Annotated in this window: 12 protein-coding genes; 4 read left to right on the top strand and 8 right to left on the bottom strand. The window is 71.6% G+C overall.

Features of this window, described 5'->3' with window-relative positions; all coding sequences use genetic code 11:
- Positions 1–262, bottom strand: a 262-nt coding sequence (locus ACFWPS_RS41015; RefSeq protein WP_383715543.1) for a hypothetical protein, incomplete at its 3' end; no start/stop codon positions are given.
- A 120-nt stretch (positions 263–382) separates the two neighbouring features.
- Between ACFWPS_RS41015 and ACFWPS_RS41010 the strand changes: the two genes are divergently transcribed.
- A complete protein-coding gene (locus ACFWPS_RS41010; RefSeq protein ID WP_383715540.1) occupies positions 383–832 on the top strand; it encodes an Lrp/AsnC family transcriptional regulator in 450 nt (149 codons plus the stop codon).
- Positions 833–1,175: 343 nt separating this feature from the next.
- Positions 1,176–2,603: an arabinofuranosidase catalytic domain-containing protein gene (locus tag ACFWPS_RS41005; protein ID WP_383715538.1), complete on the top strand. Its 1,428-nt coding sequence runs from the start codon at positions 1,176–1,178 to the stop codon at positions 2,601–2,603.
- A gap of 8 nt (positions 2,604–2,611) precedes the next feature.
- Here the strand turns inward: ACFWPS_RS41005 and ACFWPS_RS41000 are convergent, their stop codons facing one another.
- Both ACFWPS_RS41000 and ACFWPS_RS40995 read right to left on the bottom strand, forming a co-directional pair.
- Complete coding sequence (locus ACFWPS_RS41000; RefSeq protein WP_383715536.1) at positions 2,612–4,657, bottom strand: ATP-binding protein; 2,046 nt, start codon at positions 4,655–4,657, stop codon at positions 2,612–2,614.
- Between the two features lie 152 nt (positions 4,658–4,809).
- On the bottom strand, positions 4,810–5,334 hold the full coding sequence (locus ACFWPS_RS40995; RefSeq protein WP_383715534.1) for a MarR family winged helix-turn-helix transcriptional regulator: 525 nt from the start codon (positions 5,332–5,334) through the stop codon (positions 4,810–4,812).
- A gap of 48 nt (positions 5,335–5,382) precedes the next feature.
- Between ACFWPS_RS40995 and ACFWPS_RS40990 the strand changes: the two genes are divergently transcribed.
- Complete coding sequence (locus tag ACFWPS_RS40990) at positions 5,383–6,303, top strand: EamA family transporter (protein WP_383715532.1); 921 nt, start codon at positions 5,383–5,385, stop codon at positions 6,301–6,303.
- Here the strand turns inward: ACFWPS_RS40990 and ACFWPS_RS40985 are convergent.
- The 5 genes from ACFWPS_RS40985 to ACFWPS_RS40965 form a co-directional block, all read right to left on the bottom strand.
- Complete coding sequence (locus ACFWPS_RS40985) at positions 6,274–7,212, bottom strand: Ig-like domain-containing protein (RefSeq protein ID WP_383715549.1); 939 nt, start codon at positions 7,210–7,212, stop codon at positions 6,274–6,276. The two genes, ACFWPS_RS40990 and ACFWPS_RS40985, sit on opposite strands and share 30 nt — an antisense overlap.
- Before the next feature lie 529 nt (positions 7,213–7,741).
- Positions 7,742–8,755 carry an NAD(P)H-dependent flavin oxidoreductase gene (locus ACFWPS_RS40980; RefSeq protein ID WP_383715530.1) on the bottom strand — a complete coding sequence of 338 codons (1,014 nt, stop codon included), beginning with the start codon at positions 8,753–8,755 and terminating at the stop codon, positions 7,742–7,744.
- Positions 8,756–8,796: 41 nt separating this feature from the next.
- On the bottom strand, positions 8,797–9,945 hold the full coding sequence (locus ACFWPS_RS40975; RefSeq protein ID WP_383715527.1) for an acyl-CoA dehydrogenase family protein: 1,149 nt from the start codon (positions 9,943–9,945) through the stop codon (positions 8,797–8,799).
- Complete coding sequence (locus tag ACFWPS_RS40970) at positions 9,935–12,103, bottom strand: acetate--CoA ligase family protein (protein ID WP_383715524.1); 2,169 nt, start codon at positions 12,101–12,103, stop codon at positions 9,935–9,937. The genes ACFWPS_RS40975 and ACFWPS_RS40970 overlap by 11 nt, the downstream gene beginning before the upstream one ends.
- 46 nt (positions 12,104–12,149) lie before the next feature.
- Entirely contained in the window at positions 12,150–13,688 is a 1,539-nt protein-coding gene (locus ACFWPS_RS40965; protein WP_383715521.1) for an APC family permease, read from the bottom strand.
- 158 nt (positions 13,689–13,846) lie between these two features.
- Here ACFWPS_RS40965 and ACFWPS_RS40960 point away from each other — a divergent pair, with 158 nt between their 5' ends.
- Positions 13,847–15,241, top strand: coding sequence for a flavin monoamine oxidase family protein (locus ACFWPS_RS40960; protein ID WP_383715518.1), 1,395 nt, complete (start codon positions 13,847–13,849; stop codon positions 15,239–15,241).
- Positions 15,242–15,267 lie beyond the last annotated feature (26 nt).

The raw sequence follows: 15,267 nt of genomic DNA, 5'->3' as shown, positions 1-15,267 counted from the left end.
CGCGGGCCGGCCGGAGCGCGGGTGTTAGGCGCCCGTTCGACAATCTGATGCCGGCGTCGTGGTGTTGCGCCGCGAGGAGGCCCCGCGCGGCACGGGGGGCGGCCTCGCTCCCGGCGTCCAGCCACAGCAGCATGACGAACGGCACCGAGGTCATCGGCAGACCCAGCAGCAGCCCGCCCAGGCGTGGGCCCGAGCGGCGTGCGACGACGGAGACGAGCAGGACGAGACAGGGGGCGAGAGCGGTCCGCAGAAGGATCTCCATGCCTGGAGCCTGGCACCGAATGCGCCGATATTGGCTCGGACTTCGCGGCACTCGACGGCCTGGTGCTGTGGAAAAATCGGCGACATCGTCTGATCACCGAGTTTTCCTGAGGTGGGACCTGTGGACCGTATCGACCGGCAGATCCTGACCGTCCTGCTCACGGACGGCCGGGCGACCTACCAGGACCTGGGCCGCCGGGTGCGGCTGTCGGCCAACACGGTCGCCGACCGCGTGCGCCGGCTGCAGGCGGACGGGTTCGTCCGGGGCTACCGGGCCGAGGTGGACCTCGCGGCGCTGGGCCACGGCATGGAGTTGCTCAGCGACATCCGCCTGCGCGAGGGCACCGACCGCACGGTCTTCGAGAACCAGCTGCACGACGTCCCACAGGTCGTAGCCGCGATGCGGCTGACAGGGGACTACGACTACCAGCTGCGCGTCGCCTGCGCCGACGCCCGCGAGTTCGAGACCGTCGTCGACCGCCTCAAGGCCGACCTCGGAGTGCGGGAGGCCCACAGCCGTCTGCTCCTCCACGAGGTCCCACTCGGCCCGGACCGCCTGGTGAGCTCCTGACGGCGCGCACGGGACCGGCCGCGAGCGGTGCGGGGCGGGGCGGGGCGGGGCGGACATGAACGCCTCGTAGAGGAACCGTTGGTTCGAATTCCACACGCCCCGACACCAGTTCACATCCGGAGCTTGGTCTGAACCAAAAAGGAAACAAATATTGACGCGGCCGAACAGCGTGCGTAGGTTCCCGGCCGAGCCGATCGAAGAGCTGTGTCGCCGCACCCTGAGCGCGGCCCCCACCCCAGCTTCGAAGGGACGTGCCATGCGTGGTTCCCCGTCCGCCTGGATTGTCATGAGCTCGCCAAGCAGTGCATCACGCACAAGAGCGCGCAGATCTCGGGTGGTGGCCGTGCTGGCCTCCCTCGGTCTCGCTCTCGGGCTGCTGCTCGGGTTTCCGGCCGCCTCACAGGCCGCCGGTTCGCTGCCGTGCGACATCTACGCCGCCGCCGGTACCCCGTGCGTGGCCGCGCACAGCGTCACCCGGGCGCTGCTCTCCTCCTACGACGGCCCGCTTTATCAGGTGACGCGTGTCTCGGACGGGGCCACCGCCGACATCAGGCCGTCGGCGCAGGGCGGTTACGCGGACGCGGCGGCCCAGGACGCCTTCTGTGCCGGCGGAGACGGCGGCTGCCGGATCACGAGGATCTACGACCAGAGCGGCCGGCACAACGACCTCACGCCCGGGCCGGCCGGCACCTCCGGGATGGGTGCGGACCGGGGTGCCGACGCGTCCGAGATCGCCGTCACGGCGGGCGGCCACAAGGTGTACGGGCTGTGGGTCTCGCCCGGAGTGGGTTACCGCTACACCGGCGTCGCCTCAGGTGTCGCGGTCAACGGCCAGGCCGAGGGCGCGTACATGGTGGCCAGCGGCACCCATGTCGGGTCCGCCTGCTGCTTCGACTACGGCAATGCCGAGAGCACCCCGGCCGACACCGGCAACGGGCACATGGACGCCGTGTCGATCGCCACCACCTGCTATTTCGCGCCGTGCACCGGGAACGGCCCGTGGGTGGAGGCCGATCTGGAGAACGGCATGTTCCAGGGCGACAACGGCTCCAACACCGCCAACCTGGGCAACGGCAGCACCTTCGTCACCGCCGTGCTGAAGAACAACGGGCAGACCCGGTACGCGCTCAGGGGCGGGGACTCCCGGTCCGGCGGGCTGACCACGTGGTGGGACGGGGCGTTGCCGACCCGGGGCGGCTATCAGCCCATGCAGCAGGAGGGCGGCATCATCCTGGGCATCGGCGGCGACAACAGCAACTGGAACCGGGGCACCTTCTTCGAGGGCGTCATGGTCTCCGGCTATCCCACCGACGCCGCCGAGAACGCCGTCCAGGCGAACATCGTCTCCGTCGGCTACAGCGGCGGGACAAACGTGCCGAACGGTCCGCAGGGGACGATCACCGGGCCGGGCGGCAAGTGCGTGGACGTCGCCGCCGACGACACCGGCACCGACGGCGCCGCCGTACAGCTGTGGGACTGCCAGTCGTACGCCGAGGACCAGTACTGGACGCACAACCCGGACGGTTCGCTGTCCACTCTCGGGCGGTGCCTCGACATCGAGAACAACGGCACGGCCGGCGGAGCCAAGCTCGAACTGTGGGACTGCAACGGCGTCGGCGGCCAGAAATGGGTGCAGCAGGCCGACGGCTCCCTCCTCAACCCCCAGTCCGGACGCTGCCTCGACTCCCCCAGCGGCGCCACCGCCAACGGCACCCGCCTGCAGATCTGGGACTGCAACGGTTCCTCCGCGCAGACCTTCAGGCTGAGCTGAACGGCATGTCATTCCTCGGGCACCGGTCCTCCGTGCGCTCCCCAGGACACGAGTGAGCGCGCGTCGCTCGCGGCCGCTCGCCGGAAGGTCTGGCCGTACCGCCGCAGTCCCATGCGGCGTACGAGCCTGTCCTCACACTCGTTGCGCAGCGCGGCCATCTCCGGTGTGCCGCGCTGCGGGTGGCCGACCGTCTCCCAGAAGCGCGCCGCCGCGCCGAAGGCGTACGCGGCGGCGGGCTCCTCTCCCGCGTCGGCGAGGGCGATGGCGAGGAGATCCATGACCATGGCGACCCCGAAGGAGTCCCCGATGTGCTGCTTGGCGTCGAGGGCGGCCCGCGCGTGGCGTACGGCGTCGTGCGGCCGCCCCGTGAGGAAGGCGATGAGGGCCAATTGGTGTTCCGCGTAGGAGCGGGTCCAGTGCTCGTCCAACGCCGCGCAGAGGTCGCGGAGTTCGAGTGCCTCGTGGCGGGCCTGGTCAAGACGGCCGGAGCCGGTGAGCCCGAAGACGTGGACCAGACGGCACAGTACGGCCGGTGCGGTCAGGTGTTCCGGGCGGGCGAGGGGGGCGGCGGCTTCCGTCGTCTCGACACCGTTCACCGCGGCGAGGGGGCGCCCTTCCAGCAGGTGCAGCAGGCCGTCCAGGTAGGCGGCCCGGCCGAGCCCTTCGGTGTCGAGGACCGCCATGGCGGTGCGCCGGCACGCGGCGGCCATTTCGCGTGCCGCGGCCTGCTCGCCCTGGAGGGTCAGGGTCAGCCCCAGGCTCCACAGTCCCTGTACCCACGTCTCGTTCTGCACCCGGACGGCCGGCACGGTCGCCTTCTCCAGGTACTGGCGGGCCTCGTACAGGTAGCCGGAGCAGACCCAGAAGAAGGTGACGTTGCCGATCATCTCCAGCGCGGCGGCCGGGTCGGTCGCCAGGAGGTGATCGGCCGCCAGCCGGATGTCCGCGTGCAGGAACCCGATCCGCCGGTACCAGCCGCGCTGCGCCGGACCGAACCACTCACGATGGGCCTGCCGGGTCTGGGCGAGCACGTACTGGGCGTGGCGGTCTGCCAGTTCCCGCTCGGTCCCGAGTTCGGCCAGCCACATCCGGCCGTACTCACGCACGGCGTCCAGCATCCGGTACGTTCCGCCCTTCCGGATGACGACGGACTTGTCGCACAGCGAGACGAGAGCCCAGCCGGCGCTGCCCGGCGAGAGCGGGCCGCCGCCGGCCAGCTGTCCCGCGAGCTCGTCGTCGAAGGACGCGGGCAGATAGGAGAGCCGCGCCCACAGCAGCCGCTCCTGCGGGGTGCACAGCTCGTGACTCCAGCCGATGGTGGTGCGCAGGGCCGCGTGCCGGGGCGGCCATCTGCGCTCCGGCGCCCGGGGCAGGTCGACCGCCGCGTACGGGCCCGCGCAGAGCTCCGCGAGCGACATGCTCCGTAACTGCCCGGCCGCGAGCTCCAACGCCAGCGGCAGTCGTTGCAGCTGGTCGCACAGGCTCGCGGCCAGGTGGAGATCGGTGTCGTCCTTGAGCGGGCTTCCGGCCGCCGCGGCCCGGTCGGCGAACAGGGCGACCGCTTCCGCCGCGGAGGCGAACGGCTCGATCTCGATGACCCTCTCGCCGCGGACACGCAGCGGCTCCCGGCTGGTGGCCAGGATGCTCAGGTTCGGGCAGGCCGTCAGCAGGTCGCCGGCCAGGCTGCGGCACTCGGCCGGCAGGTGCTCGCACGAGTCGAGGACCAGCAGTGTCCTGCGGTCGCCGATCCACGCGCAGACGGCGTCCGCCGGCAGCCGTGGGGTGTGGTCGGACAGTCCCAGCGCGTCCGCGACGGTGGCCGCCAGGAGGTGTGCGTTGTACAGCGGGGAGAGATCCGCCCGGGCGACTGCCGCACTCCCAGGGGCCGGCGCCTCGTCCAGGGACACGATCCGCTGGGCGAGCCGGGTCTTGCCGACCCCGCCCGCGCCGCTGAGGGTGACCAGTCTGCTCTCGCCCATCGCGGAGGCGATCAGGCCGAGTTCGGCTGCCCGGCCGACGAAGGAGGTTTCCGCGTCCCACATCATCCACACCATGCCCACATCCTCGTGGGCGCGCTGACGCGCGATGAGCCGGTCAAAGCATTGCCGTGTGACCCGTGCCCCCGGCCCCTACCCTGGAACGAGCACTGCCGTACGCGCGCGAGAATCACCCACCCGGGTGAACCGGCCTCGGCGGGCGGGGCGGGTCACTCGCCGCCGGGAGTGCGTGCATCCTCCAGGCGGGAGAGCCAGTTGGTGAGGAGCGTTTCGAGCTCCCCGGCCTCGGTGGGCGTCAGCAGGTCCACCAGGTGGCGTTCGTTGCGCATGTGGTCGGTGAAGGCGCGGTCGATGAGGTCGCGCCCCGGTGTGGTGAGGGCGACGATGCGGCCGCGCTGGTCGTCGTCGGAACGGCGGCGGGTGACGAGTCCGGCCCGCTCCAGGCGATCGATCCGCTTCGTCATCGCGCCGGTGGTGACCATGGTGTGCGCGGCGAGCTCGCCGGGCGCCCGCTCGTAGGGCTCCCCGGCACGGCGCAGGGCGCACAGGACGTCGAACTCCCCCTCGCTGAGGCCGTAGCGGCCGTAGACCAGGCAGAGCTCCTCGGTGAGCCGGCCGGCCAGGCGGTGCAGTCGGCCGATCACCCCCTGCGGCGTGATGTCGACGTCGGGCCGCTCGCGGCGCCAGTCGGCCTGGATGCGGGCCACGCGGTCGGTCGGTTCACCGTGATTCATGTACCCAGGATAGCCAATATAGCTTCCCAGGAAGCTATATTGGCTTCCATGGAAGCTAATTGGCGTTGGGTGGCGCTCACCGCGGTGGCGCCGGTCGCCTGGGGAGCCAACTACTACGTGACCCACGAGTTCCTGCCGGCCGACCGGCCGCTCTACGGGGCTGCCCTGCGGGCGCTGCCGGCCGGCCTCGTCCTGCTGGCCCTGCGCAGGCAGCGGCCACGCGGCTCGTGGTGGTGGCGGTCGGCGGTGCTCGGGCTGCTCAACATGAGCGTGTTCTTCGTCCTCGTCTACGCCGCCTCGCAGCTGCTTCCGACGAGCGTCGCCTCGACCGTCATGGCCGCGTCCCCGCTGACGATGATGCTCATGGCCTGGCCCCTGGTGTCCGAGCGGCCCCGGGCCGCGCAGCTGGCCTGTGCCGTGGTCGGGCTCGGCGGGGTCTGTCTGATGCTGCTCACGGGGGTGCGGGGCACGAGCGTGCCGGGAGTCCTGGCCTCGGCCGCCGCCATGCTGGTGTCGGCGTTCGGGCACGTCCTCACGAAGCGGTGGAGCGCGGGTGCCGACGTGCTCGCCTCGACGGCCTGGCAGCTAACGGCCGGAGGTCTCTTCCTGCTCCCGGTCGCCGCGGTGGTCGAGGGCGCTCCGCCCGCGCTCTCCGCACCGGCGCTCCTCGCGTTCGGCTACGCCTCCCTCATCGCCACCGCGCTGGCCTTCGTCGCCTGGTTCACGGGTCTTCGGCACCTGTCCGCCGGGACGGTCGGGCTGATAGGCCTGCTCAACCCCGTCACAGGCGTCCTGCTCGGCACGGCGGTCGCCGGAGAGGTGCTGACCGTTCAGCAACTGTGCGGACTGGTCCTCGTCCTGGCCGGAGTCGTCCTGGGCCGAACCAGGCGGGCGGGCGCCCCCTCCGCGGCGGAGAGCCGGCGCCCGTCCCGCCGCGGGTCACAGCGCAGCGGACGTCTGCTGTCCTGACGCGCTGCCGGTGAGCCACTGGTCCCAGCCCAGGTTGAAGTCGGCGTAGCCGTTGTCGGCCGGGGCCTTGCCCCGGGGCGAGCCCGTGATGGTGACGGGGTCGCCCTGCTTGACCTGGCCGTAGAACCACTTGGCGTCCGACAGGGACAGGTGGACGCAGCCGTGCGAGCCGCGGGCGCTGCCGCTGCCCGGATACGGGTCGCCGGTCGAGTAGTGCACGTACGTACCGGACTGGGTCAGGTGGACGTCCCAGGGCAGCGTCAGGTCGTAGAAGTTGGGGCTGCCCTTGTCGCAGCTGATGCCGACGCTGCAGGAGGTCATGTGGACCTTCTCCTGCTTGTCGATGACGGCCATCGTGCCGTCCCACGTCGGGTACTGGGCGCTGCCCGCATTGATCGACAGGGTGCGCACCGCCTGGCCGTTGCGGGTCACCTTCATGGTGTGGCCGGTCACCGAGACGTCCGCCCGCACGTCGTCGCCGATCGTGAAGGTGTGCGTGTAGCCGTGCACGCCGTAGCGTCCGTTGCCGTTGCTGACGCCGGTCATGTCGGCGTCGATCTTCACCTTGGTACCGGAGGGCCAGTACGTCTTCGGCCGCCAGTCGGCGCGCCGGTCGCCCATCCAGTGCCAGGCGCCGACCACCGGCTGCGAGGTGCTTACCTTCATGTGCTTCTCGACCGTGGCCTGTGCCTTCGCCGCCACCGGGTTCGTGAAGATGACCGAGATCGGCATGGCGACGCCGACCGTGGTGCCCGTCTGCGGGGTGATCGTGTCCAGCAGCATCGGCGGACCCGCGGGCTTCGTGGGACTGGGCGAGGCGCTCGCGCTCGGCTTCCCCGACGCCTTCGCGTCGTCCCCGCTCGCCTTGTCGCTGCCGCCCCCGCCGCAGGCTGTCACGCCCACCAGCATTGCGACCGTACCGACTGCGATGCCTATGCCGCCCTTGCGCCGTCCCACGCCTGCCCCACTCATCTCGCTCCGCGGCCTCGACAGGCCCCACTGTCCGTCAGACACCTTCAGCAGGGCATCCAGTTCCGCAGCGGACGTAAAACTTGGATCAAGACGCGGTACGCGGCACCGGACGGGAACCGCGAGGAGCCCGACGCCGGCCGGCCTCTCTCGCTGCCCGCCCCACGTCACGCGAGTCCCGTGTTCGCGATCCCCTCCTGCGTGCGGCCGTCGCCGCGCACGATCTCGGCACGTCCGAGGCCATGCCCACGACGGCCGCCGCGGTTCTGGTTGGCACCCGGGACCCTGGACCCGGGCGACGAGTCCAGCTGCCCGAACGGCGGTCCCGAAGAGCCGGTGCCGGACCTTTTCCCGTCCGGTCCCGTTCGACTCGGCCCAGCCGCACCGCGGCCACGGCGCCGCGGACCTCGGCACCGCGACACGGCCGTCGTCGAGTAGATCTTCGGCCGGCCTGCGCGGTGTGCACCGGTCAGCCGGCCGCGGCCGGGGTCATGTCGGGTGCCGGTGCGAGCTGGCGGTGGAGGCGGCCCCGGATGATGCTCTCGGCATCCGCCACTATGGTGCGGACCACCGTCTCGCAGCTCTCCACGCTGTCGATGAGGCCTTGTGCCTGACCGGCCCACCACATTCCGCCCTCGACATCGCCCTCACGCAGCACCCGCTGCCTGCCGCGTTTCCCGGAGGCGAGTTCGGCGACGTCGGAGAAGACGGCCCCTGGGCGCGCGCCCAGGCGGGCGATGTCCTGCGAGACCGAGTTCCGCGCCACCCGGGCGGTGTTGCCGAACTCCCGGAACACGATCTGGGTGCCGCGCTCGTCGTTCGCGACGATCCGCGCCTTCACGCTGGGGTGGACCGGCGCCTCCTCGGTCGCCTCGAAGCGGGTTCCCATGTTGATCGCGCACGCCCCGAGCGCGAGGGCCGCGACGAGGCCGGCGCCGGTGGCGAAGCCGCCCGACGCGATGACCGGGATGCGCAGCCTGCGGGCGGCGGCCGGGATCAGGACGAGGCCGGGGACGTCGTCCTGGCCGGGATGCCCGGCACACTCGAATCCGTCGATGCTGACGGCGTCGACGCCGAGCGCCTCGGCCTTGAGCGCGTGCCGGACGGCGACGGCCTTGTGCACGACCTTCACCCCGGCCTGTCTGAACGCCGGCAGGTGCGGTGCGGGGTTGCTGCCGGCCGTCTCCACGACCTTCACGCCCGAGTCGATGATGACCGCCCGGTAGTCGTCGTACGGCACCGGTTCGATGGTGGGCAGGATGGTGAGGTTGACGCCGAACGGCCTGTCGGTCAGTTCGCGGCAGCGCGCGATCTCCCGGGCGAGCGCCTCCGGGGTGGGCTGGGTCAGCGCGCTGAGGAACCCCAGCGCGCCGGCGTTCGCGACGGCCGAGATCAGCTCCGCGGTGCCCACCGCGAGCATTCCGCCGCACACGATGGGGTGTTCGACCCCGAACATCTCGGTGAACCCGTTGTGGAAACTCATGTCACTCCTGTTGCCAGAGCAGGATCAGAGGGGCCGTGTGGTCAGAGGCGGCGCGAGATGATCAGCCGCATGATGTCCGAGGTGCCCTCCTCGATCTCCTCGAGCTTGGCGTCGCGCATCCACTGCTCCACCGGGAACTCGCGCGAGTAGCCCCAGCCACCGAGGGTCTGGACGGCACCCCAGGTCACGGCCATCGCGGTCTCCGAGGCCTGCAGCTTGGCCATGGCGGCGAGCTTGGTGGCGTCCGCTCCGGCGTCCATCCGGCGGGCCGCGTGCAGGGTGAGCAGCCACGCGGACTCGATACGGGTCGCCATGTCGGCCAGCCGGAACGCGACGGCCTGGTGCTCGATGATCGGCTTGCCGAACTGGTTGCGCTCCCGGGCGTACTGGAGCGCGTACTCGTAGGCCGCGCGCGCCGCTCCGGTCGCCGCGGCGGCCAGCACGATGCGCGAGATGTCGAACGTCCTCATCAGGCCGCGGAAGCCCTGCCCCTCGTCACCGAGGCGGTCGGACTCGGGGACGAAGACCTCGTCGAAGAAGATCTCGCGGCAGACGATGGCGCGCTGGCCCATCTTGCGCATGGGCTCGCCGAACGTCATCCCCTCGGCACCCTTGCGCAGCAGGAAGGCGGTGACCCCCGAGGCCCTCCGGGTGGGGTCGGTCTTGGCGAAGACCACGTACTGGTCGGCCAGGCCGGCGTTGGAGATCCACGCCTTCTGTCCGCTGATCGAGTAGCCGGCGTCGACCCGGACGGCGGTGGTCGCGATGGACGCGGCGTCCGAACCCGCGCCCGGTTCGGTCGTCGCCAGCGCGGTGTAGAGCGGGTTCGCACCGGCGAGCGGACGCAGCCACTGCGACTTCTGCCGGTCGGTGCCCAGTGCGAGCAGCGGGTCGGCGAAGAACCCGTTGGAGCAGACGAAGTTGCCGATGCCCGGGTCGCCCCAGCACATCTGCTCCTGGACCAGGCACTGGGTCACGACATCGGTGAATCCGCCCCCGCCGTACTCCTCGGGCAGCATGAAGTCGGTGATGCCGACCTTGGCCGCGGCCCGGAAGATGTCCAGCGGCGACTCGACGTCACGCTCGTCGACCTCGCGTCCACGGGGCCGGATCTCGTTCGCGGCGAACTCCCGGCACAGCTCGACGATCGCCCGCTGCTCATCGGTCAGCGGCCAGGGTTCAGTGGACATGCTCACTCGTCTTCTCCTGCTTCTCGGTGGTTTCCCGGTGGCCGTTCACCCCGGAGACTTCCGGTGCGGCTTCTGGTGCGGCTTCGGCTACGACTTCTGGTGCGGAACGGGAGACGACGAGTGCGTCCACGGCCAGGGCGCCCTCGGGCCCGACCCGGATCGGGTTCACCTCGATGTCCACCACCCCGGTGGTGACCGCGATCGCCTCGGACACGGCGACGATCGCGTCGACCAGCGACCCGACGTCGACCGCCGGCTGTCCCCGCCAGCCGTCGAGCAGCCGACGCGAGCGCAGCCGGTCGAGCATCCCGGCCGCCGTGTGCCGGTCGACCGGTGCCAGCTCGACGGACACGTCCCGCCAGAGTTCGGCGTGGACCCCGCCATGGCCCACGGCCACGGTCGGACCGAAGTCACGGTCCCGGCGGGCGCCGATCAGCATCTCGACGACGCCGGGCCGGGTGTCCTGCTCCTCCACGACATACTCGCCCGGGCCGAGCCGCTCGTACATCTCGCGGAACACCGGCGCGGCGGTGTCCGGGTCCAGTCCGGTCCTGACGGCCTGATGTTCGCTCTTGTGCTCGATCCAGCCGGCCTTGAGCACCAGAGGCGGCCGCAGCGACGCACAGGCCTCCGCGAACCCGGCCGCGTCGGTGACCCGTCTCGCCTCGGGCATCGCGATGCCGAGTGCCGTCAGGAACGCGCGAGCCGCCCAGTAGCCGGGCTCCGGGACGGCCGCTACGACCGGCTCGACCGCCGGGGCGGCCGGTCCGATCCGCTCGGTCGCCGGGGCGGGGCGGGGCTGCCCGCCCAGCCGGGTCGCGCGGTGCAGCGCGCCCAGGGCCGCGTCGATGGTGTCGAAGACCGGGACGTGGTGCTCCCGTAGCCGGGTGACCGCGGGCGAGGCGGCGCTCATGCTGTGCACGATCAGGGGCACGCGCGCCGTGTCCGTCCGGTGGAGGCGGCCGAGGCGGTCGATCACGGCGGACTCGGCGTCCACGAGGCTCGGTGAGTCCTCGCCGTAGCAGCCGAGGTATCCCGACAGGACGATCGAGTCGACCTCGCCGGAGGCGGCCACCAGCTCGGCGACCTTCGCGTAGACCTGGAGATCCGCCTCTCCCGCGCCCGCGAGGTCCACCGGGTTGGACACCGCCGCCGCGGCGGGGAGCAGGGCACGCAGGGCGGCTTGCAGCCGGCCGGTGAAGACCTGCGCGCGCAGTCCGTGGGCGGCGGCGAGGTCGGCGGCGATCCCGCCCTGACCGCCGCTGTCGCTGATGACCGCGACCCGGCGCCCGTCCGGCGGATCGGTCGCGTCGAGCACGCGGGCCACGTCGACGAGTTCGCGCGGCGTCGCCACCCGGAGGGCTCCGGCGGCGCGGCAGGCCGCGTCGACGACGTCGAGCGCCGAGGTCATCGACCCGGTGTGGGACCGCGCGAGCCGACGGCTTGCCTCGCTGGCACCGGTGGCGAGCACCAGCACGTGCTTGCCGGCCCGGCGCAGGGCTTCGAGGACGGTGACGATCCGGGTGCCGCCGGCGAAGCTCTCCAGATAGAGCGCCACCGTGGTGGTGTGCTCGTCGGCGACGAGGGATTCGAGTACGTCGGCTGCTCCCACGTCGAGCTGGTTGCCGACCGAGTAGAACCGCGACACGCCCAGAGCGGCCCGTGCGCCGAGGCCGGCGATCTCGGAGCCGAGCTGACCGCTCTGCGAGACGATCGCCAGGCTCCCGGGCGCGAAGTTCCCCCAGGCGAGCCGGAGGTTCGTGGCGGCGTTGAACAGCCCGAGGCTGTTCGGCCCGATCATCCGAGCGCCGGCCCGGCGCAGCATGGCGGCGAGTTCGGCCTCGTCGGCGCCGAGTCCCGCGGTGATCCCGAGGAAGGCGCGGCATCCTTTGGTGAGGGCGTCCCGGACGACCGGGCGGACGTGTTCCGGCGGCACGCACAGGACGACTAGGTCCGGGGTCTCCGGCAGGTCGCCCACCGTCGCGTGGCAGGGCCGGCCGAGGACCTGTGCGGCGCGGCGGTTGACCAGCCGCACCTCCCGCCGGCCGGCTCCCGCGAGGGCACCGGTGGCGAGCCAGTAGCCCCATTTGGCGCGGTCCTCGGTGGCACCGACGACGGCGATGGACGAGGGGTCGACGAAGGCCTGGGGAATGGACACGGGTGGTCTCCCGGATGCGGAGGGTCGTGCGGAAGAGGGTCCGGACTCAGGTGTGGGCCGCGGCGGTCGGCCGGCGTTCGAAGAAGGCGGGGTACCGGCGCCGGCAGATCAGCAGGGCGAGCAGGCCCAGCAGGATCGTCCCGGTGCCGATCGCGAACGTGCCGCCGACGCGGGCGCCCGAGGAGAACGGGAGCGACCAGCTCGTACCGCTGTTGGCGGGATCCCATGCCTGGATCAGGCTCCAGGCTCCCGCGGCGAGCAGGACCGCCCCGCCGATCGCGGGGAACACCACGCTCAGCCAGAGGTCCGCCGCTCCGGCGCGCCGCTCGGTGCGGTGCACCCAGGCCGAGGTGAGCCCGGTGAGGCCGTAGTAGAACGCGATCAGTACCCCGCAGGCGGACACCGCGTCGCCGATGACGAGACCGTGGCCGAGGAAGTTCATCGCGACGTACACCACCGCGCCGATGACCCCGACCGCGATCGTGCCCACGTGCGGGATGCGGAAGCGCGGGTGCACCCGGGCCAGTGCGCGAGGGAGCGCGCCCTGGTCTCCCATCGACAGCATGGTGCGGCTCAGGGTCAGCACGGTCGTCTCGGTCGAGGCGGCCGCCGAGGTGAGGACCATGAGGATCAGCAGGTGCCACAGCACCGAGCCGAGACCGCTCGACCCGAACACCGCGGTGCCGAAGCCGTAGAGAACGTCCCCGGAGTTGTCCGGGTTGTTCAGGCCGATCCCGGTGTCGCCGGTGCCGGCGAAGGAGATCGCGGCGAACGTGGCGACGAGGTACAGCGCCACCAGCAGCACCGTGGACCAGATCGCGGCACGGCCGGGGATGCGGTGCCGGTCGGTGGTCTCCTCGTTGACGGTGAGCGCCGTCTCCCATCCCCAGTAGATGAACAGCATCAGCACCAGCCCGCTGACGAACGCGCTCATGGACGCGCCCTCGAACGGGTTGAGCCAGGACAGGCTCGGCCGCCGGGTCCCGGCCGGCGCGGTGCCGGCGTACACCCGGACGAGGGCCACGACGGACAGCGCCACGAGCATGCCGAACTCCAGGAACAGCAGGGCCCGTTGTACCGCGGTCGCGATCTCGATGCCGCGGTAGCAGACGAGGGTCATCAGTGCGAGCCAGCCGAGTCCGGCGAGCAGCACGCGCCAGTCCGCCGGTGCGGAACCGATGCCTTCCGCACCCGCCAGCAGGAACACGTACTGCCCGGCGACCTGCGCGAGGCTGCCGATCACGAGGACGAAGGAGGCGATGATCGCCCAGCCGCCCAGGAAACCGAGGCTGGGATTCAGTGCCCGCGTGGCCCAGGTGAAGATCGTGCCGCAGTCCGGATCACGCCGGTTGAGCGCGGCATAGCCGAAGGAGACGAACAGGATCGGGACGAAGGCCAGCACCACCACGGCCGGGGCCTGGAAGCCGACGTATCCGACGACGAAGGCCAGCGTCGCGGTGAGGCTGTAGGCGGGCGCCGCGGAGGCCACGGCCAGGATCAGGCTGGTTGCCATTCCGAGCGCGCCGGAGCGCAGGCCCTTGTCCGAGCAGGTCTCGCGCACATGAAGTTGCGAATCTGAGGCCATTGCCACTCCCGATCTAGTCGTCTACGGGTATCGACAACAAAACGCAATGCCTGATTGGCGAGTCAGCCTGACCGTGGCCCGAGTTGCTGTCAAGGTCCGGATCGCAATTTTGTAGGGCCTCTTGACTGAAGAGTCAGCATTGCGACACGGTGGCCGGCGTGACAACACGAGAAACTTCTGCCGTCGACACCGAGGTCGTGGTCGTGGGCGCCGGATACGCGGGGCTGACCACCGCTTGGCGGCTGGCCGACGCCGGGGTCGACGTGGTCGTCCTGGAGGCCGCCGGCCGGGTGGGCGGCCGCGTGTTCAGCCAGGTGAGCCGGTCAGGGGTGCGCCTCGACCTCGGAGGTCAGTGGATCGGGCCGAGCCAGCGGCGGTTCCACGCGCTGGCGGACCGGTTCGGCTGCCGGACGTTCCCGACCTGGGAGACCGGGCGGCACGTCGAGATCCGCGCCGACGGCACCCGCGTGGACTACGCGGGCGGCGCACCGGACGCCGGACCGGGCATCGAGGAGTACGAACGCGTCACCGCCCTGCTGGACGCTCTCGCCCGTACCGTCGACCTCGAACGGCCTTGGTCCACCCCGCGGTTCGCGGAGTTCGACGCCCTGTCGGCCGAGGACTTCTTCCGCGCGGAGACCGCCGACGAGGACGCCCGGCTGCGGCTGGCGCTCACGGTGCAGGGCGTGTGGTGCGCCGAGCCGCGCGAGATCTCCTTCTTCCACGTGCTGTTCTACCTGGCCTCGGGCGGCGGGTACGAACAGCTGATGGAGACCCGCGGCTGCGCACAGGACGCCCGGTTCTCCGACGGGGCGGACGCGGTGGCCCACGCACTGGCGAAGTCGCTGGACGGCAGGATCCGGCTGGGCGATCCGGTGCTGTCGATCCGGCAGACCGCGCACGGGGTGGCGGTGACCACCGGCCACACCGTCGTCCGCGCGAGGCGGGCTGTCGTCGCCGTGCCCCCGGCGGCGGTCGAACGGATCACGTTCGACCCGGTGCTGCCCCCGGGGCGGCGCGGCTGGGTGCGCCACTCGCCGATGGGACGGGTCGCGAAGGTGCACGCCGTCTACGAGGAACCCTTCTGGCGCGCGGCGGGACGCTCCGGGATCGCGACGCTCTACGGCGACAGCCCGGTCGGCGTGGTCTTCGACAACTCTCCCGAGGACGCCTCGCGCGGTGTCCTCGTCGCGTTCGTCTACGGCGACCGGCTCGACCGCTGGGCCGCCGGGACCGACAGCGGGCGTCGCCGCGAGGTGCTGGCCGCGCTGTCCGCGGTGGCCGGTACCCGGGCGGACCGGCCGGTCGACTACGTCGAGAAGATCTGGCCGCGGGTGGGCTGGACCATCGGGGGCTACGAGTGTTTCGTGACCCCCGGTGGCTGGACCCGGTACGGGAGGGACGGGTGGCGGGAGCCGTCCGGACTCGTCCACTGGGCGGGGACCGAGACCGCCTCGGTGTGGAACGGCTACATCGACGGGGCGATCTCTTCGGGTGAGCGCGCCGCAGCCGAGGTCGTCGGCGCGCTGGCGGCTGTCCGGCAACCGGGGTGAACCGCCTTGCCTGACATACTGGCCGG

It is taken from the genome of Streptomyces sp. NPDC058457, from assembly GCF_042720695.1.
Taxonomy (GTDB): Bacteria; Actinomycetota; Actinomycetes; order Streptomycetales; family Streptomycetaceae; genus Streptomyces.
Note: the sequence above shows the minus strand (reverse complement) of the source record. Positions and strands in the feature narration are given on the sequence as shown.